Source organism: Pseudomonas sp. AKS31 (genome assembly GCF_023634765.1).
GTDB lineage: Bacteria > Pseudomonadota > Gammaproteobacteria > Pseudomonadales > Pseudomonadaceae > Aquipseudomonas.
The window spans coordinates 34,533-57,580 of sequence record NZ_JAMLFX010000009.1 but is presented as its reverse complement, the minus strand read 5'-3'; the positions used below and the strand labels follow the sequence as shown (position 1 = coordinate 57,580).

Below are 23,048 nucleotides of genomic sequence, written 5' to 3'. Positions count from 1 at the left end.
CAGCGGCCCCTTCATTCTTCCACCCGCACTTCGCGGAACATGCCCGTTTCCATGTGGTACAGCAGGTGGCAGTGATAGGCCCAGCGGCCGAGTGTGTCGGCGGTGACGCGGTAGGTGCGGCGGGTGCCGGGCGGCATGTCGATGGTGTGTTTACGCACCTGGAATTCACCGTTTTCGTCTTCCAGATCGCTCCACATGCCGTGCAAGTGAATCGGGTGGGTCATCATCGAGTCGTTGACCAGCACCAGGCGAATGCGCTCGCCATACTTCAGGCGCAAGGGCTCGGCGTCGGCGAATTTGATGCCGTTGAACGACCAGGCGAATTTCTCCATATGCCCGGTCAGGTGCAGTTCAATCGTACGGCTCGGATCGCGGCCATCCGGGTCTTGGAAGCTGCTGCGCAGGTCGGCATAGGTCAGCACGCGACGGCCGTTGTTGCGCAGGCCGAGGCCGGGGTCGTCGAGTTTTGCCGCAGTGCTGATGGCTTGCATGTCCACCAGCGGATTGTCTTTTTCGCTGTCGGGATGGGACTGCATCGGGCCCATTGCCGAGTGGTCCATGGCGCTCATGTCCATTGAGCCGTGATCCATGCCGCCCATGCCCATGTCGTCCATGGTCACCAGCGGGCGAGGATCCTGATCCGGTACGGGTGCCGAGAGCCCGGCGCGAGTGGCGAGGGTGCCACGGGCAAAACCGGTTCGATCCATGGCCTGGGCAAACAACGTGTAAGCCTCGGCGTCCGGCTCGACGATCACGTCGTAGGTCTCGGCCACCGCGATACGCAGTTCATCGACGCTGACCGGTTTGACGTGCAGACCATCAGCCGCCACCACAGTCATTTTCAGCCCGGGAATGCGCACGTCGAAATACGTCATGGCCGAGCCGTTGATCAGGCGCAGTCGCAGTTTTTCGCCGGGGCGGAACAGGCCGGTCCAGTTGTTATCCGGCGCGTGGCCGTTCATCAGGAAGGTGTAGGTGGCGCCACTGACGTCGGCGATGTCGGTGGGGTTCATCTTCATGTCTGCCCACATCTTGCGATCGGCGACGGTGGCGCCCCAGCCTTTCTCGCTGACGTCATCGAAGAAATCGCCGACGGTGCGTTTGTGGAAATTGTAGTAGTCGGATTGTTTTTTCAGGGTCTTCAGCAGGCTGGCCGGGTCTTCGTCGGTCCAGTCACTGAGCATCACCACGAACTCGCGGTCGTAGTGGAACGGCTCAGGCTCCTTGGCGTCGATCACCAGCGGCCCGTAGACGCCGGCCTGTTCCTGCAAACCGGAATGGCTGTGATACCAGTAGGTGCCGTTCTGTCGCACCTTGAATTGATAAACGTACACGCCACCCGGTTCGATGCCGTGAAAGCTCAGGCCCGGTACGCCGTCCATGTTCGCCGGCAGCAGAATGCCGTGCCAGTGAATCGAGGTGCTGGCGCTGAGCCGGTTACGCACCCGCAGCGTCACGGTGTCGCCTTCGCGCCAGCGCAGCAACGGGCCGGGCAGGCTGCCGTTGATGGTCATCGCCGTGCGTGGGCTGCCGGTGAAGTTGGCCGGGGTTTCGCCGATGAACAGCTCGAACTCGCTGCCGCTCAGTTCATGCAATTGACCGGGGGCATTCAGCGCCCAGACCGGCGTGCGCCACAAACCGAGGCCGCCAAGCAGACTGCCGGCGGCTAGGCCTTTGACGAAGGTGCGTCGTGAAGGGTTGGAAGGCATGCGCTGGAAATCCCCGTTTGACTCATGACGGGGAGGTTAACCAGCGCCAGCTTTCAGTTGGCTGAGGCGGAGATTACAGTTTTGACAGCTTCATTTGCGGCGAGATGATCGGCCAGATCCCGCGCCTGTTGTGAAGCAGCCAGCCGCGACTGACGATCGACGTCTTCGCCGAGAATGGTTTTCTCGACGCTCAACTCGTGCACATCGCTGATACCGATAAACTCGAGCCACGCGGCCACGTAGGGTTTCTGAAAATCGAAGCGTTCGGCGGGCGTGGCCGATTGCGCGGAAAAATCCATTCCGCAGGCATAGGCGCCCACGGCGGTTTTGTTTTTCAGCAAACCTTGCAGGCCGTGTTGCGGGTCGAAACTGAAGAGGATGTCTTTCTGCGACACCAGGTCGATGAAGTGCTTGAGTTTGTACGGAATGCTGAAATTCCACAGCGGCACCGACAGCACCAGAATATCGGCGCGATGCAGATGCGCGGCGAGGTGTTTGAGCTGATCCCACGCCGTTTGCTGGCGCGGCGACAGCGGTGTGCCATTGAGTCCGGCGTACTTGGCATTCAGCATCTCTTCGTCGAATTCCGGAAGCTGCATGCCCCATAAATCCAGGGTTTCGAGGCGCGTCTGCGGGTGATGCTGTTGATAGCGGTCGATGAACTGGCGCGCGACCTCCAGTGAGGCGGAGCGCTGTTTGCGCGGCGAGCATTCGATGTGAAGAAGAGTGGTCACGTTAAGGCCTCGGCATTCGGTGGGGGAGTGCGAGGCATTGCAACATAGCGAGGATCTAACTATAAATTGTAAATAAATCATCCATTGATCACGTATCTCACTATGTTCGACGCCCTGTTGCTCAAGACCTTTGTCACCGTTGTCGATGAGGACGGCTTCAGTCGTGCCGCGGCAAAACTGCATCTGACGCAGTCGGCGGTCAGCGGTCATCTGCGCCGACTCGAAGAGCAAGTCGGCAAACCCCTGCTCAAGCGCACGACGCGATCGCAACAACTCACCGCCGATGGCGAGCGCCTCATGGCCTATGCGCGGACGATTCTGGCGCTGAACCGCGATGCCTGGGCGCAGCTCACGCGCACGCCGTTTCAAGGGCGGGTGCGGATTGGCGTGTCCGAGGATTTTGTCGAGGCACGGTTACTGCGCGCGTTGCAGGATTGCGCGGCGCAGCATCCGGGCATGGAGATTGATGTGCAGGTGAATATTCCCGGGACCTTGCTGAGCCAGATGCAGCAGGGTGATCTGGAAATGGTCATCGGTTCGCTGTGCGAAACCGGTGAATCTGGCGTTTTGCTGTGGCAGGAGCCGCTGGTGTGGGCCTGGGCCGCGCAACCTGTCGCGCATTTACCGACGCCACTGCCGCTGGCGCTGTTTCCAGAGCCGTGTCCGTATCGCGAAGCCGCATTGACGCGTTTGGCCCGGGCCGGCATTTCTCAGCGCACGGCCATGCTGTGTTCGAGCACGGCCGGGTTGCGCGCAGCGGCGGCATCCGGATTTGCCGTGGCGCCGATGCCGGCGAGTCAGTTGGGGCAGGGGGTGGCAGCGCTGGCAGCGGAGCAGGGTTTGCCGGCGTTGCCGGATGCGCAGTTCCGCTTATTTGTCGCAGCGCATGCCGATCCGCAGATGCTCGATGCCGTTTCGCAGGTGATCGTCGATTTCTGTTCGACGCGGCGCCAGTAAAAGGCTTACAGACCGAGGCCTTCCTGCACCGCCAGCAACAGATTATTTTCGGTCAGCGCGATGGCATCCAGCTGCTGGCCTGTTTCAATCGACTGCACCCACCAATGGCTCTCACCGTGCTCATCTACGGTGCGCAGCAGATAGGTGTCCGTGGCTGACGGGATAATCTGCACCCGGCCTGCGCCATCCTCGGTAAACCGGGCAATGGGATCAAATGTCAGACTTTGATGATTGGCCTCGATCACCAGTTGGTCGATGGCGTAATCGTGGGGCTCACCATCGGGTGAGGTTTCGCAAACGTGGGTCGGATTGCGCCGAATCTTCAGGCCGACTTCGGTGACCGGCTGCAGCCACGCCTCGATGCGGTGGTACAAGTCGTACACCTGCGCCGGCCAGCAATCGATCTCCAGCGCGGCATCCGCGTGGGTGTGCCGGGTTTGCTTGAGTTTGGCGGCGAGTTCGTCTGCTTTACTCATTTCGGATCCCTTGGTTTGATGTCTGCCTGTTAATCGTAGACCTTTCAACGGCGTACGACGTTGCCTTGCGTCATGCGCCTGCAATACAAGCGTGTCGAAATCAGCGCTGGCCAAGTCGGGTCATGATCGAAAACCACGGACGCAGGCGTCCCAAGGAGCGGGTGGATGAAAAAGCTGTTTACAATTTTGGCAGTGATTGCGCTGACGGCCGGTAGCATCGGTTTGAGTTCGGCACGCCAATCGCAGTCGAGCAAGGTCCAGGCGGAATCGGTGGCAGGGGTATTCGATTACTACCTGCTGACGCTGTCCTGGTCGCCGACCTTTTGCCTGACCCATAAAGATGACTCGCAGTGCACGGGCAAGGGCTACGGCGTTGTGCTGCACGGCTTGTGGCCGCAATACGCCAAGGGTGGCTGGCCGCAATCCTGCCCGCCGCTAACCACGCTGAATGCGGCGCAAACCAGCAAAGGCCTGACACTGTTCCCGACCAAAAAACTGCTCGACCACGAATGGGCCAAGCACGGCACCTGCAGCGGCCTCGGCGCGATGGGTTATCTGGATGAAGCGGACAAAGCCGTTGGCGCGGTGAAAATTCCGCAGGAGCTGCAACCGCTCAGCTCTTCGTATTACTTCGAAGCCCAGGAAATCGCTGACCTGTTCCGCAAGGCCAACCCGGGAATCCCGGCCGATGGCATTGCGGTCATTTGCAGCGGCCCGGAACTGTCGGAAGTGCGCGTGTGCATGGGCAAGGATTTGCAGTTCGGCGCCTGTGGCAAAGGCGTGAAGACCCAGTGCCGGGCGGGGGATATTCGGGTACCGCCGTCGCGTTGAAGTGAGCGGTTTCCATGCATTGAAAAGGCGCCTGATCGGGCGCCTTTTTTCGCCTGAAGGTTTGAAGCGCCTGGAAAATTCCCGCATGCTTGCGCGCCCCAAAAGGATGACCCGCAACATTGCAAGGAGCTGTTCATGAGCGGAAAACCCGCCGCCCGCGTCACCGATCCAACCGCCTGCCCACTGCCGGGACATGGCACCAATCCCATTGTCAGTGGCTCGCCGAATGTCAATTTCGACGGTTTGGCGGCTGCGCGAATGACTGACAAATCTGCCTGCGGCAGCCCGATCACCGGCGCTGTTGCGTCGACGGTGTTCATCAATGGCTTGAACGCCGCGACGCTGGACAGCACCGGTGGCCACGGTAATGTCGTCATCGGCGGTTCAGGCACGGTGATCATCGGTGACACGGTGACTGCGGCGCCCTTCAGTGGTTTGCTGCCGATGCCGGTGCATTTCACTGACAGGTTGAAACTGGTCAATGACGTGACCGGCGAGCCCATGCCTGATCATCCTTACGTTATTCAGCGCGCTGACGGGCGTCTGGAACATGGAGTGTCTGACGCGAACGGATTCACCCACCAAGTCAGCTCGCATCTGCCCGAAACCATCAAGTTGTTTTTGGAGGAGTGAGGCATGACTGCTGAAACGGTAACGTGCGCGAAGGGCAACAATTACAGGCTGCACAAGGAACATGCGCTGACGGACAAGAAAGATGTCAGTGACAAGCCTGTGCCAGTGGAGAGTACCAAGGCGATTGTGGTTTTTATCGGAGGTGCGGGAGATAAGGAGAGTTATTATTTTTCGGGGCCTTATGAAAACATCCAGGATGCACGACGTGCATTTGATAGGCGCACTGAGACATTAAAGGGACAAGGAAAATATAAATCGGAATGGTTGGGTTACAACGAAGTCAGAGGAAAGCAGGACATTCAACGGCACGTGCTAAGCCTTATTCCGTATAAAAGCTGTCCCGTCTATATCGTGGGCCATAGCCTCGGCGGCTGGAATGGTGCGCACCTGTCCAAAATAATGTCGGATTGGGGTTACAGGGTTCAGATGCTGATCACCCTGGATCCTGTGGGTGAAGGGGCTTTGGTTTGGCTGGGCTCAGACATTTATCGCGAACGTCCCACGCCAGTTTCGGTTGATTGGATCAATATCAAGGCAACACCTTCCAAGAGAGACCCATCAGACGGGGTCGCGGACTTCGGGGAAAAATGGATGATCTCCTGCGGACCGTCAATTAACGTAAATGTCGACACCAATCACGCTAACGCACTGGGATTGCTAAACGCCCCAATCGCTGATGGTAAATCTGCAAGTGACTTGTTGTTTGATTCAATCATGAAGGAGTTTTCGTGATGTATAGATTGTTCCTTTGTATGGTTCTGGCTGTCTGTTCGGGATGTGCAAAGGACCATTCACAGCCTCCGGCAAATTTGAGTTATGTGTCCGTAGATAGGTCGAGTTCCCTTTTATATGTCATCAAATATCAATCCGATGTGGATGTTTTGAACCTGTTTGGGCGGGGCGAAAGGCAAGGGATGGCTTCGGGGACATTGAGGTGCGCGTTTGCGGATGACCACGATTTTTCGGTTGGCAAAGCTATTCAGTTTTCTGCAGTGGGGCTTGTAGATTCTGATATACGCGAAAACGGCAACTCCGAATTCTCCTTTTCGACCAGTACATTTATCACTGAAACCTCCAGCGACCGAAGTACGGAGAGAGATCTGTCAGTGGCAGAACTGAACCACCTCCTTGCCAACAAACAACAAATCCCCTGCAAAGTCGTCGTCACCGCCTACGGCTACAAGCCCTACTACTCAAACACCATGAACATTCCCGTCGCGGATCTGCTGCGGGAAATCAATAAACCCTGATAGCAGAGGCGGGTGGATTTCAGGCAAATCCCCCCGCATCGACCCCCAACTCCCCACGCAAAAACTCCACCAAGCCACGCTGCAGCCCGCTCAACACACCCTCACGGCTGACCAACGCCAATTCCGTCGGCGCCAGTTCCGGCGAATCCGTACACACCTGACCGCGATCCCGAAAATGCCGCCGTTTCCCGAGGTGATCGAAACCCTGCGTGAATTGAAAACCACGGTGTGATCGTTGCCGCCCCGACCATCGCCGAAGCCTGGGACAACCTCTATTACCTGGAGCGCGCCGCCCAGGTGCAACTGCTGGCGATGGCCACGCAACGCGAGCTGAAACCGGTGCCCCACGCCATTGCGCAGTGCACTTGTGAGCAGATGCGCGAGGGCGATCCACAGAGTGCGCGGGCGCATCTGCACAGTGCGATGCGGCGCCTGGCCCTTCACAACTGACTAACCCTAAAGAGGCTATCGAAAATAAATCTGCGAACAGCGATCATCCAAATGCGCTGGGCGCCGATATACCTGGGCGGGAGCGGGGCGTTTGCCCCGTAGATTCCGGTGGGCTACGCTCACAAACATAAGGGTTCCCCGCTGGCGCCCTTGTCGTACCTGCCCAGGACTTGCTTTTGCCTATCCCCATTCACGATCCGTACCAAGCCCCCGGAGGCACCCTTAAACGCCTGCCGCTGCGCAAAGCGGCGGTGCTGTTTATCGTTGCGGTGGGGTTGTGCCTGTCCGGTTTGCTGTACCTGCAACTGGAGCAATCGCGGCGCCAGGATCTGGCCGTGGCGAAAGTGGCGTCGAGCAACCTGACCCGGGCGATGGCCCAGCAAGCTGAAGACACCTTCCTGGCTGCCGATCTGGTGATGACCAGCCTGGTCGACTGGATTCAGAATGACGGTTACGGCGCAGCGCAGAAGCCGCGTCTGCAGAAAACCTTCGCCCGGCGCGTGCAGCAACTGGAACAGTTGCACGGCATTTTTCTCTTCGACACCCAGGGCCAGTGGGTGATTACTTCATTCCCCGATTTGCCCCATGGCAACGGCGTGGCGGATCGCGAGTATTTCAAGTTTCACCAGCAGAACGCCTCGACGCTGGCGCACATCGGCCCGGCGATTCGCAGCCGCGAGAACGGCAAATGGATCATCCCGATTTCCAAACGGATCAATGATCACGCCGGCAATTTCCAGGGGGTGTTGCTGGCCGGGATCAAGATGTCTTACTTCGACCGCTTCTTCGAAAGCTTCAGCCTCGACGATCAAGGCATCATGTTTCTCGGCTTGAGCGACGGCACCTTGCTTGCCCGCCGACCGTTTGATGAAAACCTGATCGGCACGTCGCTGGCGCAAGGGCGGATTTATCGCGCGTTGTTGCCGGAGGCGGCGGCTGGCACGGCGATGATCGATTCTGTGGTCGATGGCGTGGTGCGGTTGTACGGCTATCGGCGCCTGTCGGCGTACCCGTTGGTAGTCTCGGCGGCGACGTCGCGCGACACGATTCTCAAGGGCTGGTACGAGCGCGCGTTCCAGTCGAGTTTGATAGTCGCGCTGGTGATTCTCGGCGTCGGCCTGTTTGGCTGGGTGTTCATTCATCAGGTGCGTGCCGGCGAACGGATCGAGAAAAACCTGCGCAAGGCCCAGCGCGCACTGGAGCAGATCGCGACCCACGACAGCCTGACCGGGCTGGCCAATCGACGTCTGTTCGAGCGTTCCCTGGAGATCGAATTCGCCCGTGGCGCGCGGCAGGTCAGTCCGGTCAGTCTGATCATGCTCGATATCGATTTCTTCAAGCGCTACAACGATGCCTATGGCCACGTGGCCGGGGATCATTGTCTGACCCAGGTCGCTCAGGCGCTGCAGGCTTGCTGCCAGCGCAAATCGGATCTGGCGGTGCGTTACGGTGGCGAGGAGTTTGCGGTGCTGTTGCCGGACACCGACATCAACGGTGCGCTGGCGATCGCCGGGCAGATTCGCCGCAGCGTGATCGACAAGCACATCATCCACAGCGGCTCGCCGACCGGGTATCTGACGGTGAGTCTGGGCTGCTATTCGTTTATCCCGAGCGTCAATGACAGCCTGGAAGTGTTTATCCAGCGCGCCGATGCGGCGTTGTATCAGGCAAAAAATGCCGGGCGCAATTGCGCGGCGGTGTTGTCGCTGGACAGTGAACCTGCCGAATTGATGCGCTCAGACCGCTAACCCAGAGCCTGGCACAAACCCTATGGGTGAGAGGGGATTGTGTGATTGTCGCAGGAACCTGTGGGAGCTGGCTTGCCAGCGATAAAGGTCGGTCAGTCAAGGAAGATGTTGACTGTGCTGACGCTATCGCTGGCAAGCCAGCTCCCACAGTGATTTTCATCAAGCCAAGGTTATGTGAATACCCATACAACCGAGGGTTTTCACCACGGATGGCTCTTGTTCGTTCAGCTGCCCGTGCCACCACCCGCACCGCCAGTCCCGCCACCCGCCGAACCGGTGCCGCCACCAGCCCCCGAGCCCGAACCGCTGGTCCCGCCATTGGTGCCAGTCCCGGAACCCATGCCCGAATAACCGCTGCCACCGGAAGGCGCGCCCGGCGTGTTATCGGGCGGCGTGGTTGTGCTGGTCGGTCCGCCGGATTTTGTGCCGGTAGCGTCAGCGCCGTCGTTGACGGCGAAGCTTGCGGTCGATGCCGTGGCCAGCAACCCGGCGAGGAATAACGAAGTGAGTTTGCGCGTGATCATGATCCGTCTCCACAAAGGGTCTGTACCTGACATTGGTCTGATGCGCCGAACCCTTGGTGCCGAATGGCTGACGAGCGGTCAGCGGGAGAACCGAGTGGCCTCCTGATCTTCGGCCATATTGGCTATTTGTCGAACCGGGTGGGAGGGCTAACGTAGCCACACATTCACTTGTTACCCGGAGCTACCATGCAACCTCGTGCCGATTTCTACACCGCTTCCCCAGACGCCCTGAAAGCAATGATGGCCCTGGAAACTGCCGTTTCGAAGCTGCCGCTGGAAAAGACCCTGATCGAACTGGTCAAGCTGCGTGCTTCGCAAATCAACGGCTGCGCCTTCTGCATCGACATGCACACCACTGATGCGATCAAGGGCGGTGAAACCCCGCGTCGCCTGTTCGCGGTGACCGCCTGGCGTGAAGCGCCGTTCTTCAGCGACCGCGAACGCGCCGCGCTGCTGTGGACCGAATCGCTGACGCAACTGAGCCTGACTCACGCCCCGGACGAAGATTACGACGTGGTTGCGGAGCAGTTCACGCCCAAAGAAATGGTCGACCTGACCGTGGCGATCAACACCATCAACAGCTGGAACCGTCTGGCGGTGGGCTTCCGCAAAATCCCGCAGGCTTAAGCTTCAACGCATAACCCCTGTGGGAGCGAGCAGGCTCGCTCCCACAGGGGGCAATGGGCATGGCGAGTTGCTCACTTGAGCCAGTGGCCCGGTGTGCTGCCAGTCATCGATTTAAAGAAGGCGATGAAGGCGCTGTCGCTGGCGAAACCCGATTCGAACGCGCAGTAACTCAGGCTGCGCCCGGTGGCGAGCAATTCCATCGCGCGCATCAAGCGCCACTGCTGGCGCCATTGCTGATAACTCATGCCGGTTTCGCGCTGGAAGATTCGCCCGATGGTGCGGCTGCTGGCGCCGATCTGTTGTTCCAGCACTTGCAGCTCCGGCGGCAGCCGTTCGGGCGTTTTCAGCAGTGGCGCCAGGCGTTTGTCCCGAGGTAATGGCAACAGCATCGGCTGCTGCGCCGCTTCAGCGATTTCGCTCAGGCACAGGCCGAGCAGGTGGGCGAGTTTGCCTTGCTGCCAATCGCTGGCGAAATCCGCCAGCGCCATCGGTTCCAGCACCGCACGCAACAACGGGCTGACTTCAATCACGCAAACCTGCTGCGGCAGTGCGCTGCACAGTTCGGCGATCAAGTAGATCGAGCGGTAATCGACGCTTTGCTGCATCACCGCGCGATGGCTGACACCCGGCGGAATCCACGCTGCCCGCGATGGCGGCAGCAGGCACAGTTGCTGCGCCAGGGTAATCCGCGTGCAGCCCTGGCGCGTGTACAGCAGTTGCCCGCGTTGATGGCGGTGCAGGCCGGAATCGTGATCGCCCAAGGTCGAGGCGATACCTATCACTGGCGCGTCATAGCGATCTGCATCAAACGTTGCGTGGGCGTCGAGCCAGGCCATGGGTTGTCCGATTTCAGCGATAAATTGGCAGGATCTGGATAATACGCCAGTCAGCGATTCTTAAACTCCTCGGCGGTTTATGAGAGGAGTGATGAAGGATGCACAACAGAAATTTCTTGCTACTGACGATTGCGCTGCTGATGTTCCCGCAAATCGCGCAAACCCTGTACAGCCCGGCGCTTGGTGATATCGGGCGTGTGTTTAACGTTGGCCCACAAGCCGCCGTGCAGACGTTGTCGGTGTATTTCCTCGCGTTTGCCGTCGGGGTGGTGGTGTGGGGACGTTTGTGTGATCGCATCGGTCGACGCCCGGCGATGCTCGCCGGTTTGGCGATCTACGCCGCTGCCACACTTTTCGCTCTGCGGGTCAGCACGTTCAACGGCTTGTTATTGGCGCAGATGTTGGCGGCGTTCGGTGCGGCGGTAGGCTCGGTGGTCACCCAAACCGTGCTGCGTGATCGTTACAACGGCGTAGAACTGGCGCAGGTGTTTTCCCTGGTGGGCATCGCGCTGGCGGCCAGCCCGGCGCTCGGCTTGTTCAGCGGCGCCAGCCTGGTGCAGGCCTTCGGGTATCGCGGTGTGCTTGGCGCCTTGTTGTTATTGGCAACGCTGTTGTGGCTGTGGAGTTGGTACACCTTGGCGGAAACCCGGCCACAGCCAACTCTGCATGTCGGTCTGTTCGAAACCCTCGGGCGCATGCTGGGTGATCCGGGTATCTGGCGCTCGGCACTGTGGATCGCTTCCTTCAACGTGGCGCTGTTCAGCTATTACAGCCTGGCTCCGTTCATGTTTCAGCGATTGGGTGTGGACGCCAGTGTGTTCGGTTACAGCGGTGTGATCCTCGCACTGGGCTCAGGTTTTGGCGCATGGCTCAACCGACGTTTAATAACGGCCGGGATCAAGGCATTGCAGCTGATTCGTCTCGCGGCAGGCATCGCTTTGCTCGGTGGAGTAGGGGTGTGGTCGCTGCAAGGCAGTGTCGCGTTCGTACTGCCGATGCTGCTGGTGGTGTTGGCGTTTGGCCTGGCGATCCCGAACATTCTTGGTTCTGCCCTGACCGATTACGCTGATCGGTTGGGCACCGCCGGGGCGTTGTTGGGCTTGATGTATTACCTGCTGATCGGCGCCGGGCTGATGCTCGCTGGCTGGTTTCAAGCCCTCGGGGAAACCCTGATAACGTGCAGCGCCGTGGCGTTGCTGCTGACAATAAAGCCAGGCAAAGCAATTGTTTAAGAAATGTAAGCGCTGTAGGAAGCGTCTTGCTTTTGTGTGGGATGGCTCCGACTATCACGATCATTGATGACATGGCATTACGCCATTTGATGATCGCAAGGAAGTTGCGTGCCGTTTCCGTTTTGCGCTGTTTTTCGTCGTTGTTCCACGCGTTGCCCGCTGCTGTCGGCCTTTGTGTTGAGTGTGTGTGTCTCCTCGATTGAAGCTGCCGAACCTGTCGCGCCGGGCCAGGAAGTGCTGCGCCAGCAGCAACAGCAACAACGCGATTTGCAACAACTGCAACTTGAGCAAAGAAAGCGGCAGTTGCAGCGCGGCGCGTTCGGCCCGGCGCCGGTCACCCCGGCCATACCGCCAACCGTCAGCGCCGATGAGCGTTGCTGGCCGCTGAGCGGTGCGCGCATCGGTGGCGTCACGCTGATCGACAGCGACAAACTCAACGCGCGGATCAAACCTCTGCTGACGCCGTGCATGGGCGTCGGCCAGATCAATCATCTGCTGGCGACCATCACCGCGATCTACGTCGACAAGGGTTACATCGCCAGCCGCCCATACTTGGTCAGCGCGCCGGCAGCGGGGCAGTCGCTGGATATCCGCATTGACGAAGGCTACATCGAGTCCATCGAACTGGCCGATCAGAGCTTGCCGGTGTCCCTCGGCGGGGCGTTTCCGAACATGCTCGGCGAGCCGTTGAACCTGCGCGATCTGGAGCAAGGCCTGGATCAATTGAATCGCCTGCGCTCGATTGATCTCACCGCCGACATCGCCCCTGGCAGCCAGCCCGGTGCTTCGCGGATCATCCTGCGTTCGCGCACCGCCGCGCATTCGCGCTGGGCCTTGAACGCGGGGTTCGACAACCTCGGCAGCGCCAGCACCGGACGGGATCGCGACACGGTCAGTCTGAGCTTCGACAGCCCGCTGCAACTCAACGACTTGTTGAGCCTCAGCGTCAGCGACACCCTTAATCAGGGTGACCGCTACAGCCGCAACGCCAGTCTGTATTACGCGATCCCTTACGGCTACTGGACCTACAGCGTGTTCGCCAGCCACGCCGAATACCGCGCGCCGTTCAAACTGCCGAGCGTGACCTTTCACAGCACCGGCATCACCGATCAGCTCAGCCTGCGCGCCGACCGCGTGTTGTGGCGCGACCAGAGCCGTCAGCTCAGCGCCAACCTGCAACTGGCGCACAAGGATGTCGACAGCTACTTGCAAGACGTACGCCTCGGCATTCAGAGCCCGACCCTGACCGTGGCCGAGGCCGGACTCAATCTGTTCTGGCTCGACCGCGCGGTGTGGAACCTCGACGTCAATTACGCCCAAGGGCTGCGCTGGTTTGGCGCCGACGATGACTCGCAGCATCAGATCAACAACCTACCCAAGGCGCAGTTTCGCAAGTACCGCGCCGGCCTCAGCCAGTGGCGCAATGGTCAGCTCGGCGCGCAGGCGTGGCAGTGGCAGAGCCAACTCAATGTGCAGTACAGCCCGGACCCGTTGCCGGCCATCGAACAGTTGCTCGGCACTGACGATTCGGCGGTGCGCGGCTATCGCGTCAGCAGTGCTTCCGGCGCCAGCGGCGCGATCTGGCGCAACACCTTGCGCTTGCCGCTGCGCAGTGAATGGCCGCTGCAGATCACCCCGCGCGTGGGCCTCGATCATGGCTGGATCAAGGCTGATCACGGTGCGCAGGGTCAACGCCTGAGTGGCGCCAGTGTCGGCCTGAATCTGGGCTGGAAGAACCTGCAAGTGGATGTCGATTACCAACGCGCCCTCAACACCCCGAGCGGTTTGCAGCACGAGCCGCAAACTTGGCTGATGCGAGTCGGCCTGCAAATCTGAACAACGCAGTGAACAAACAGCCGTCGGATCTGAGCGCGTCAGCCACGGCCAAGACTAAACGCGCGACGTGATGCCGTACTCACATGGAGACGTTTTTATGCCAGCACACACCTTTGCATTTCATCTTTCGCCTCGGGGCAAATTGCGCTGGGCGATTGCCAGCCTGTTCTTCGCCGTGCACCTGCCGAGCGCGCTCGCCGGCGGCGTCGTGGTCGCACCTGGCCCCGGCGGTACCGCGCAATTGCAGACCCAGGGCGGTGTGCCCATCGTCAACATCGTCGCGCCCAACGGTTCGGGCCTGTCGCACAACCAGTTCCTCGACTACAACGTCGACCGCCAGGGCTTGGTCCTGAACAACGCCTTGCAGGCCGGGCAATCGCAACTGGCCGGGCAATTGGCAGCCAACCCGCAACTGCAAGGTCAGGCGGCGAGCGTGATCCTCAACGAAGTGATCAGCCGCAATCCTTCGGCCATCAACGGTGCGCAGGAAATCTTCGGTCGTCCCGCCGATTACGTGCTGGCCAACCCCAACGGCATCTCGGTCAATGGCGGCAGCTTCATCAACACGCCGAATGCCAATCTGGTAGTCGGTCGCCCGGAATTGAATGACGGCAAACTGCAAAGTCTGAACAGCCGCGACGCCAGCGGTCAGTTGCAGATTCACAGCGGCGGTCTGCGTAACGGCGAAGGTTCGATCAACCTGATCGCGCCGCGTATCGACAGCCAGGGTGCGATCACCGCGCGCGATCAGTTGAATCTTACGGTCGGGCGCAATCAGGTCGACTACGCCAGCGGTCAGGTGAAAACCGTGGATCCAGCGGGCAACACCGCTGATCAACGCATCGACGCCAGCCTGTTCGGCGCGATGCAGGCCGGGCGCATCAATATTGTCAGCACCGCCGAAGGTGCTGGCGTGCGGGTGGGCGCGGTGCAAGTCGCCGGGCGTGACGGCGTGCAGATTCGTTCCGCCGGTGACTTGAGTGTCAGCGGTGAAGCCGTGGCCAACAGCCTCGACGTGACCCGTGCCGATATCCGTAGCAGTCAGGGCGATGTCGGCTTGCACAGCGGCAAGGATCTGACCTTGGCCGCTACTGACGTCAGCGCTCGCGACGTCACCGTTGAGGCGAAACGCAACCTGACTTTGTCCACGGTCGAAAGCCGCAAACTTCAGGAAAAGCGCGAAAACTGGAACAACAGCACCATCGGCATCACTTGGGAAACCTACGACCGTACTCAGACCGACAGCGAGTCGCGTCAGCACGGTAGCCAGATTATCGCCAGTCGCGACACCAGATTGTCGTCCGGTAAAGACACCGAACTGAAAGCCGCCAAGGTCGAAGCGACGAAGCATCTCGACGTGCACAGCGGCGGCGATCTGCGCTTGAGCGCCGCCACTGAAAGCCACACGCAAACCGATCAAGGCAACCACCGCAAACACCTGTGGAAAGCCGATTGGAACAGCAGCAGCGAAGAGCAGCGCAGTGTCACCAGCCAGTTGAAGGCCGGCAACATTGCCCTGCAAACCGCCGCGTTGTTGCGCTCCGAAGGCGCCGAGTTGAGCAGCGCCGGCGACGTGCAACTGGCCGGTAAGCAGGTGGAAATCACCACCGCCACAAGAACCGATCGCAGCAGCGACAACCGCTATTCCGGTGACCTGGTCGGCGGTGGTTTCTTCGGCAAGACCGGTGATGCCGACAAGGGCAAGACCCAGCATCAGGGCAGCAAGGTCAACGCCAGCGGCAAGTTGACCGTCAAGGCTGACGACGTGCGCATCAGCGGCAGCCAAGTGCGTGGCGGCACCGACGCCAGCGTGATCAGCGACAAGGGTTCGCTGGTGATCGACGGTGTGCAGGACACCTCGCACAGCAACAACCACGACAAGGACAGCAAATTCTTCGGCATCACCAAGGACGAATCGCGGCAGAACAGCCAGGACAGCAGCACCGTGCGCAGTGAACTGGTGTCCGACAGCAACCTCAAGCTCAAGAGTGCCAAGGACATCGAGGTGGCGGGCTCGACGGTCAAGGCTGACGGAGCACTGACGGCCGACGCAGCCGGTGACGTCAATGTGCATTCTGCGCAGAACACGTCTGACAGCAGTTCCACCACGCAAACCCGTGGCTTCGATGCGTACGCCAAAGAGCAAACGCCCGAGCAGTATCGCGCCGGGATTCACTACGAAGACAAGCAACAAACCGTGACCCGCAACGATGTCGCCCAGCAAGGCTCCAGCCTCAGCGGCGGCAGTGTGCAGGTGAAGGCCGGCGGTGACGTCACGCTCAAAGGCGCGGAGGTCAAATCCACCGCCGGCGACACGACGTTGAGCGGCAAAAATGTCTCGTTGCTCGCCGAAGCGGACAGCCACAAAACCACCACCGACACCTCCAGCACCGGCGGTGGTTTCTACTACACCGGCGGCCTCGACCGCGCCGGCAGTGGCGTCGATTTCGCCCACGGCACGACGCAGGATTCGATCGGCAAAACCACCGCGCAAACCACTAGCGTGCAGAGCAACGGCGGCCTGACCATCAATGCCGACAAACTCGCCACCGAGGGCGCGCAGCTCAAGGCTGGCAACGATTTGAATATTGCCGCCAACGAAGTCGACAACCGTGCGGCCAGCAACACTGGCAGCAGCACGCATAAAGAGAGCAATTGGTCGGCGGATATCGGCGCTAACGTCGAGTACAAAGACATCGCTCGGCCGATCGCTGGCGCGGTCAAGGACGTGCTCAACGGCAAGGTGCCGGACAAGGACTCGCTGGCCAGTCTCGGTCAGCCGAATGTCGGTGTCGACGTTGCGGTCGGTCACGGCAGTGCCAGCAACACCGAGCAGAGCAGCAACGCCGTGGTCAGCCGTTTTGCCGGCGGCTCCGTCGATGTGAAAACCACCGGCACGCTGCACGACCAAGGCACCCAATACAACGCCAGCGCCGGCCAAGTGAACATCAGCGCTGACAAGCTGCTTGCCGACGCCGCGAGCAACACACACAACAGCAGTGCCAACGCGGTGGATGCCAAGGTCGACGTGCGCGTCTACACCAAGACCGGTGAAGACGTGAATGTCGCCGGCAGCGGCGCGGGTGGCAGCAGTGCGTCGAGCAAGGACAGTTCCAGCGCCGTGGTCGGCGCTTACGCCGGCAGCCAGGGGGTGAACATCAAGGTCGGCGGCGATGCGCAGTTCGAAGGCAGCCGTTTCGACGGTGGGCAGGGCGGTGTGAGCATCAAGACTGGAGGTGATCTGGCGCTGAATCAGGCCAATGACCGGCAGACCAGCAATGACAGCAGCCTGCGCGGCAATGGCTCGCTGACGGTCGGCACCTTGCCGGGCACCGATGGCACCAACGTCGATCTCGGCGCCGGGTTCCAGCTCGATCACACCGGCAAGCAAAGCACTGACACCCAGGCCCATGTGGCGAGCATCAGCGGCAACGGCCCGGTGCAGTTCAGCGGCGGCGGCAATCAGGTTCTGCAAGGCACGAAAATCGACAGCGCTGGCACCATCGATCTGCACGCCGACGGCAAGCTCGATCTGCAAGCGGCCACCGACACCCACACCGCCACCGGCAGCAACCTCGGCGGCGGCTTGAAGGGCGGCGGCAGCAAAACCAGCAGCGAGAAGAGTCGCGATCAGGGCGGCAATCTGAGTGGCAACTTCAATATCGGTCGGGTCAACGAGGATTCGAAAACCCTTACCGGTGGTCAGCTCAGCAGCCAGACCGGCGTCGTGTTGAGCGGGGAATCGATTCATCTGCAAGGCACTCAGGTCGGCGCACCGAACGTCAGCATTGATGCGCAGAAGGGCGGTTACGTGCAGGAGTCGGCGCAGTCCACCGTCAACCGCAATAACTGGAATGTCGCACTGAATGCTGGCGGCAACCTGAGCAGCAAAACCCCGACCGCCGAGGATGAAAAAGCCAGCAGCGATCACGGTTTCAATGCCGGGGCCAAGGTTGGCGTGGATTACCTGCAGGGCAGCACCCAGCAGAACAGCCAGATCAAGGCTGACAGCGTGGTGTTGAACAGCGCTGAGGATGCACAACTGGCGGGGGCGCGGATCGACGCTAAAAATATCAGCGGCAAAGTCGCGGGTGATCTGACCGTTGCAAGCCGTCAGGACACCAGCAACCACGCCAAGGTCGATGTCGATCTGGGGCTGACCGCGAAGAAAAATCCACCGAGCGACAAGGAAAAACTCGCCGGCACCGACTACAAACCGACGCTGAAAGCGCAGGGCGAATATGCACACAAGGACAGCGTTGCGCAGGCGTCTGCGATCAGTGCCAGCCAGGGCGTGAACCTCGCAGTGGGCGGCGGCACGCAACTGACTGGCGCGCGGATTTTGGCAACGCAAGGCAAGGTTGATCTGGGGGACTCGAAGGTCGTCAGCACTGACCTGAACAACCTCGATTACAGTGTGACGGCCGGGTTGGAATTGCCACAGAAGAAGGAAGAAAACGCACCGAAGGTTTCCCTTGAAAACGGCAATCTGAAGGTCGGCCCCGTCACGCTGAGCGGGCATCTGAACGGCCAGTCCCTGCAAGCGGGGATCGACGAAAGAGGCTAAACCCGAAGGGTGGTGGTTGTGGCGCATCGTCATCCACCACCACCCCTGCGGGAGCGGGTCAGCCCGACTCTCACTCAAGCATGGTGAGCTCAAAAAGCAGCAGTGTTCATGACGTGCATCGGTGCCAGTTGCGAAGTTCAATTACACAGAATAGTGTGGCGACTCAGAGCAACTCCAGGGACAGGAACGTCACGATGGCAACGGAAACGGATTTCGCACTGCAGGAACAAATGATCGGCTGGCGTCGCTGGCTGCATCAACATCCGGAAGCGGGTTTTGCCGAGCGCAAGACCAGCGCTTTCATCGCAGAGATATTGCGCAGCTTTGATTTGCAACCGCATATCGGCATCGGCGGTACGGGTGTCGTCGCAACCATCGAAGGCGAGCGACCAGGTATCGAGATTGCACTGCGCGCCGACATGGATGCGCTGCCCATCCAGGAAGAAAACACCTTTGCCCATCGCTCAGTCCACGACGGCTGGATGCATGCCTGTGGCCACGACGGCCATAGCGCCATGCTGTTGGGCGCTGCCCGCCAATTGGCGGCAGATCGCAGTTTCGCCGGCAAAGTGCATCTGGTGTTTCAGCCGGCCGAGGAAATCGGCACGGGTGCGAAGGCGATGATGACGGCGGGTCTGTTCGAGAAATTCCGCGCTGAGTGCGTCTACGGTCTGCACAACTGGCCCGGTCTTGCGACCGGTCGATTCGTGGTTCACCACGGTGCGGCGATGGCGGGGGCGAGGCCGTTCGAAATGGTTGTCAGCGGTTGTGGTTGCCATGCGGCGATGCCTCACCAAGGCGCCGATCCGTTGCTGGCCGCGGCCCATTTGGTGACTGCGTTACAGAGCATCGTCTCGCGCAATATCGACCCTGCCGATGCGCTGGTTCTCAGTGTCACCCAGTTCCACGCCGGCGATACCCACAACATCGTTCCCGACACTGCACGGCTGGGCGGCACCATGCGTTACTTCCGCCGCGAGGCCGGCGAGATCGCATCGCGTCGAATGACCGAGATGGTCGAGCAGTTGGCCGCCGGGATGGGGGTTCGAGCGTCGCTGAAGTTTTTCGAGTTCGGCTCGCCGCCGCTGATCAACAGCGCCGTGCATGCGGATCATTGCGTTGCTGCTGCCAGTGCTGTTGCGGGCCGCGAAAACGTGGGTACCGGGGTCGCACCGAGCATGACCGGGGAGGACTTCGCCTTCATGCTCGAGCGCAAACCCGGTGCCTACATCTGGATCGGCAATGGCTCGGCTGAAGGCGGCTGCTCGTTGCACAACCCGCGTTATGACTTCAATGACGAGATCATGCCACTGGGCGTTGCCTATTGGGTTGCGCTGGTCCGCCAACGCCTGCAGCCAGTCGAACGTTAACTGCCCACAAGTCCGGCCCTGAGGCGCAGCAGGGCCTGGCGCATGATCGGTTCCTGATGAACCAGTGCAATGCGCACGAACGCTTTTCCGGGGTTGGCACCCTTGGCGTCTTCATGACACAGGTAGCGACCAGGCATCACACGCAAACCCTGTTCGCTCCAGAGTCGGCGCGCGACCTCTTCACCATCGCCGACCGCCAGCCACAGGAAAAAACCGGCATCGGCGCGACGGTAATCGGGTACTGCGGTGAGGTACTCATCGGCCAGATCCCAATTGCACTGCAGTGCCTGTTGCTGACGCTGCACATGAGTTTCATCGTGCCAGAGCGCTGCGCCCGCGCTGCACACCGGCCAGGCCAGTGAGACTCCGCAACTGCGGTTGAAGCCGGCATAAGCAGCGACGCTGGACGGATCGCCGGCAATGAAACCACTGCGCAAACCCGGTGCCGCCGAGCGTTTCGACAGGCTGTGTAAAACCACGAACGGGCAGGGCGCAACCGCATCGGCTTCCACCAGGCTGAGATAGCCTGGTGGTGGTGAGTGCCGGACGAGATCGGTGTAGCACTCGTCGACCAATAACGTCGCCTGGGCGTGAAAGGCCATGTGGCTGAGGCTGATCAATGTGCTGGCAGGCAGTATGTTGCCCAGCGGATTGCCAGGGTTGCACAGCACCAGCGCCGCGATGCTGTCACCGGCCTGATCCAGTTGGTGGGCGAGGCTGGCCAACAGGTCAGCGTCGTTCACGTCATAAAACAGTGCTTGCGCACCGGCGGCATCGGTGGCCGCGACATACGTCGGGTAAAACGGATTGGGCAGGACCACTACTGGTGCTTTTACGCCACGTGCCCGTGCGCGGGTCACGGCGAGCGCGATGCAGGTGGCGACGGCCTGTTTGGTGCCCGGCGTAGGTTCGATGGCGATACGGTCTTCTTCGAGACCGGCTCGCACGCCGAAGCGACGTCGTAGCCAATCACTGTAGGCTTCACGCAATTGCGCAGTGCCGGACAGAGGCGGGTAGCGCGTCCACTGGTCGAGTTCGCACAGTGGCGCCAGCAGTGGTGTCGGATCCCCAAGCCGGGTTTCGCCCAGGTGCAGGGCGATGACCGGCTGCCCGGTCGCGGACGGCAGGTCATCCAGCAGGCTTTGCAGTCTGGCGAAGGCATTGCCTGCGGCGGTCATCGGCTGAGCTCTCTGACCAGATCGTTGAGCGAGGTTTTGGATCGGGTGCGCTCATCGACATATTTCACGATTACCGCACAGGCCAGGGATACTCCCGGCAATTTCGGGTCAGCGCGGTTACCGGCGATCACCACCGCATTGGCCGGGACTTCGCCGAAGCGCACGTCGCCGGTTTCGCGGTCGACGATCGGGGTCGAGGCGCCAAGGTAGACGCCCATGCCAATTACCGCACCGTTACGCACGATCACCCCCTCGGCGACCTCGCTGCGGGCACCGATGAACACGTTGTCCTCGATGACCACCGGATTGTTGCCGATCGGTTCGAGCACGCCGCCCAGACCCACGCCACCGGAAATATGGCAACGTGCGCCGACCTGCGCGCAGGAACCGACAGTCGACCAGGTATCGATCATGGTGCCTTCGCCGACATAAGCGCCGATGTTGATAAAGCAGGGCATCAGCACCGCACCCGGAGCGATGTACGCGCCCGCCCGGACCACCGCGCCGGGCACTACGCGGATACGTGCGTCGCGGAACGCGGCGTCATCCCAGTGCTCGAATTTGAGGGGTAGTTTGTCGTAGCTTTTCGGCCGCCATGGAGCGGTTTCGCCCACATGGTTTTCGCGGGTGAGGAACGACAGCAGGATGAGTTTCTTGACGAACGTATCGGCGACCCACTGGCCGTCTTCCAGGCGCGCTGCGCGCAGTTCACCGCTTTCCAGTGCGCCGAGGCCGTCTTCGATGGCGGGTACAAGAGCCTGCAGCTCTGCCGACGTCAGTTGCGAACGCCGTTCAAAGGCCTGTTCAATCAATGCACGGTTACTCATTTAACGATCCTTGTGAGGGTTGAAGACGTCGACGGGTTGCCATTGAACCGGGCCGGTATGGTCGTCGAAGGTTTCCGCGCGACGGATTTCCACAACATCGCCGTTGTCAGTCAACATCAGTTCTGCCGGACGCAGCCGGCCGTTGTAGGTAAAACCCATGGCATGGCCGTGGGCGCCCGTGTCATGAATCAGCGCCAGGTCGCCGATGGCCGGCGTCGGCAAAGGGCGATCGATGGCGAACTTGTCGAAGTTTTCGCACAGCGCGCCCACCACATCGAACACGCCTTCAGGGCGTTGGCTGGCGAAAGGTAAAGTCAGGTGGTGGTAGGCACCGTACAGTCCGGGACGCATCAGCGCGGACATCGAGGCGTCGAGACCGACGATTTCCCGGCCTTTGCTGCAGCGGTTGATTACCCGCGATACCAACACCCCATGCGGGCCGGTAATGAAACGGCCCAACTCCATCAGGAGTTTCGGCGTGTTACTCGGGAAGGCTTGCTTGAGCGCTTGTTTCAGCGCGGTGGCGTAGGCGTCCAGATCAAGTGCCTGGTCATCGGTGCGGTAAGGAATCCCCAGGCCCCCACCGATATTGATGTACTCGAATTCGATGGCGGCCTCGCGCGCTACACGTGCAGCCACTTCGATCACTTGCACACCGGCCTGCACCGCAGCCTCCAGTGACAGCTCATTCGCGCACATCATGCCGTGGATACCAAAACGTCGGGCACCCAGGTCATAGGCCTGGCGATAGCTTTGCACCAGATCGGCATCGGGCACGCCGAATTTCGATTGTTGTGCGTTGCCCATCTGTGATGAGCGGGCGATGACCCCATGAGGTGAAACGCGGAACCCGACAATCTCGGGCAAAGTCGCCACTCGGTCGAGCATGCTGCGGTCATCGAAGGTAATCAGGGCTCCGGCGTCGAGCGCCATCTGGTATTCGCCGAGCGCGGTATTGTTGGAGGTGAAGACAATGTCGTCGCCCCGCGCACCCAGTCGTTCGGCCAACATCAGCTCGACCGGCGATGAGCAATCCAGCCCGCTGCCCTCTTTGAGCAGCAGGGCCAGAATCGCTGGAGTGGGCAGCGCCTTGACCGCGAAGTACTGACGAAACGCGCTGTCGGCGAAAGCCTGCGCGACGCGTCGATGAGTCTGGACGATGGCGCGCTCATCGTAGAGATGAAAGGGCGTCGGGTAACGTGTCGTCAACTCATCAAGCAGGGGGAGCAAACGTCGGGCGAAGCTTTCGGATATTGGCACAGC

Annotated in this window: 20 protein-coding genes and 1 pseudogene; 12 read left to right on the top strand and 9 right to left on the bottom strand. The window is 60.5% G+C overall.

What is annotated here, in order from left to right; all coding sequences use genetic code 11:
- Positions 1–11: 11 nt before the first annotated feature.
- On the bottom strand, positions 12–1,709 hold the full coding sequence (locus M9827_RS20775; protein WP_250606927.1) for a copper resistance system multicopper oxidase: 1,698 nt from the start codon (positions 1,707–1,709) through the stop codon (positions 12–14).
- Between the two features lie 53 nt (positions 1,710–1,762).
- Complete coding sequence (locus M9827_RS20770) at positions 1,763–2,443, bottom strand: FMN-dependent NADH-azoreductase (protein ID WP_250606926.1); 681 nt, start codon at positions 2,441–2,443, stop codon at positions 1,763–1,765.
- Between the two features lie 102 nt (positions 2,444–2,545).
- On the opposite strand from M9827_RS20770, the gene M9827_RS20765 reads away from it, so the two are divergent.
- The gene (locus tag M9827_RS20765; RefSeq protein ID WP_250606925.1) at positions 2,546–3,400 is read left to right on the top strand and encodes a LysR substrate-binding domain-containing protein; all 855 of its coding nucleotides are present in this window, start codon (positions 2,546–2,548) and stop codon (positions 3,398–3,400) included.
- Between the two features lie 5 nt (positions 3,401–3,405).
- Here M9827_RS20765 and M9827_RS20760 read toward each other — a convergent pair whose 3' ends face one another.
- Positions 3,406–3,876, bottom strand: coding sequence for a hypothetical protein (locus M9827_RS20760; protein WP_250606924.1), 471 nt, complete (start codon positions 3,874–3,876; stop codon positions 3,406–3,408).
- Between the two features lie 165 nt (positions 3,877–4,041).
- Between M9827_RS20760 and M9827_RS20755 the strand changes: the two genes are divergently transcribed.
- From M9827_RS20755 to M9827_RS20740, 4 genes are all read left to right on the top strand, one after another.
- A complete protein-coding gene (locus M9827_RS20755) occupies positions 4,042–4,707 on the top strand; it encodes a ribonuclease T2 (RefSeq protein WP_250606923.1) in 666 nt (221 codons plus the stop codon).
- Positions 4,708–4,842: 135 nt separating this feature from the next.
- On the top strand, positions 4,843–5,340 hold the full coding sequence (locus tag M9827_RS20750; protein WP_016984579.1) for a PAAR domain-containing protein: 498 nt from the start codon (positions 4,843–4,845) through the stop codon (positions 5,338–5,340).
- Between the two features lie 3 nt (positions 5,341–5,343).
- On the top strand, positions 5,344–6,072 hold the full coding sequence (locus M9827_RS20745; RefSeq protein ID WP_250606921.1) for an alpha/beta fold hydrolase: 729 nt from the start codon (positions 5,344–5,346) through the stop codon (positions 6,070–6,072).
- Positions 6,072–6,590: a hypothetical protein gene (locus tag M9827_RS20740; protein WP_250606920.1), complete on the top strand. Its 519-nt coding sequence runs from the start codon at positions 6,072–6,074 to the stop codon at positions 6,588–6,590. Before M9827_RS20745 ends, M9827_RS20740 begins: the two co-directional genes overlap by 1 nt.
- Before the next feature lie 19 nt (positions 6,591–6,609).
- Here the strand turns inward: M9827_RS20740 and M9827_RS20735 are convergent, their stop codons facing one another.
- Entirely contained in the window at positions 6,610–6,747 is a 138-nt protein-coding gene (locus M9827_RS20735) for a hypothetical protein (RefSeq protein ID WP_250606919.1), read from the bottom strand.
- A gap of 56 nt (positions 6,748–6,803) precedes the next feature.
- On the opposite strand from M9827_RS20735, the pseudogene M9827_RS20730 reads away from it, so the two are divergent.
- A pseudogene (locus M9827_RS20730) lies at positions 6,804–7,040 on the top strand (class II aldolase/adducin family protein); the annotation flags it as partial.
- A gap of 176 nt (positions 7,041–7,216) precedes the next feature.
- Positions 7,217–8,788: a sensor domain-containing diguanylate cyclase gene (locus tag M9827_RS20725; protein ID WP_250606918.1), complete on the top strand. Its 1,572-nt coding sequence runs from the start codon at positions 7,217–7,219 to the stop codon at positions 8,786–8,788.
- Between the two features lie 224 nt (positions 8,789–9,012).
- On the opposite strand, the gene M9827_RS20720 is transcribed toward M9827_RS20725, so the two are convergent.
- Entirely contained in the window at positions 9,013–9,312 is a 300-nt protein-coding gene (locus M9827_RS20720) for a hypothetical protein (protein ID WP_250606917.1), read from the bottom strand.
- A 186-nt stretch (positions 9,313–9,498) separates the two neighbouring features.
- Between M9827_RS20720 and M9827_RS20715 the strand changes: the two genes are divergently transcribed.
- Complete coding sequence (locus tag M9827_RS20715) at positions 9,499–9,939, top strand: carboxymuconolactone decarboxylase family protein (RefSeq protein ID WP_250606916.1); 441 nt, start codon at positions 9,499–9,501, stop codon at positions 9,937–9,939.
- Between the two features lie 71 nt (positions 9,940–10,010).
- Here M9827_RS20715 and M9827_RS20710 read toward each other — a convergent pair whose 3' ends face one another.
- A complete protein-coding gene (locus M9827_RS20710) occupies positions 10,011–10,775 on the bottom strand; it encodes an AraC family transcriptional regulator (RefSeq protein WP_250606914.1) in 765 nt (254 codons plus the stop codon).
- A 98-nt stretch (positions 10,776–10,873) separates the two neighbouring features.
- On the opposite strand from M9827_RS20710, the gene M9827_RS20705 reads away from it, so the two are divergent.
- The 4 genes from M9827_RS20705 (at position 10,874) to M9827_RS20690 (ending at position 19,780) form a co-directional block, all read left to right on the top strand.
- Positions 10,874–12,007, top strand: a complete 1,134-nt coding sequence (locus tag M9827_RS20705; RefSeq protein WP_250606913.1) for an MFS transporter — start codon at positions 10,874–10,876, stop codon at positions 12,005–12,007.
- Positions 12,008–12,115: 108 nt separating this feature from the next.
- Positions 12,116–13,843, top strand: a complete 1,728-nt coding sequence (locus M9827_RS20700) for a ShlB/FhaC/HecB family hemolysin secretion/activation protein (protein ID WP_250606912.1) — start codon at positions 12,116–12,118, stop codon at positions 13,841–13,843.
- A gap of 97 nt (positions 13,844–13,940) precedes the next feature.
- The gene (locus M9827_RS20695) at positions 13,941–18,410 is read left to right on the top strand and encodes a hemagglutinin repeat-containing protein (RefSeq protein WP_250606911.1); all 4,470 of its coding nucleotides are present in this window, start codon (positions 13,941–13,943) and stop codon (positions 18,408–18,410) included.
- Between the two features lie 194 nt (positions 18,411–18,604).
- Entirely contained in the window at positions 18,605–19,780 is a 1,176-nt protein-coding gene (locus M9827_RS20690; protein ID WP_250606910.1) for a M20 aminoacylase family protein, read from the top strand.
- Here M9827_RS20690 and M9827_RS20685 read toward each other — a convergent pair.
- The 3 genes from M9827_RS20685 to M9827_RS20675 are packed head-to-tail and all read right to left on the bottom strand — an operon-like array spanning position 19,777 to position 23,045.
- Positions 19,777–20,958, bottom strand: coding sequence for an aminotransferase class I/II-fold pyridoxal phosphate-dependent enzyme (locus tag M9827_RS20685; protein WP_250606909.1), 1,182 nt, complete (start codon positions 20,956–20,958; stop codon positions 19,777–19,779). The genes M9827_RS20690 and M9827_RS20685 overlap by 4 nt on opposite strands.
- Positions 20,955–21,785: a 2,3,4,5-tetrahydropyridine-2,6-dicarboxylate N-succinyltransferase gene (locus tag M9827_RS20680; protein ID WP_250606908.1), complete on the bottom strand. Its 831-nt coding sequence runs from the start codon at positions 21,783–21,785 to the stop codon at positions 20,955–20,957. The genes M9827_RS20685 and M9827_RS20680 overlap by 4 nt, the downstream gene beginning before the upstream one ends.
- Positions 21,786–23,045: a diaminopimelate decarboxylase gene (locus tag M9827_RS20675; RefSeq protein WP_250606906.1), complete on the bottom strand. Its 1,260-nt coding sequence runs from the start codon at positions 23,043–23,045 to the stop codon at positions 21,786–21,788.
- Positions 23,046–23,048 lie beyond the last annotated feature (3 nt).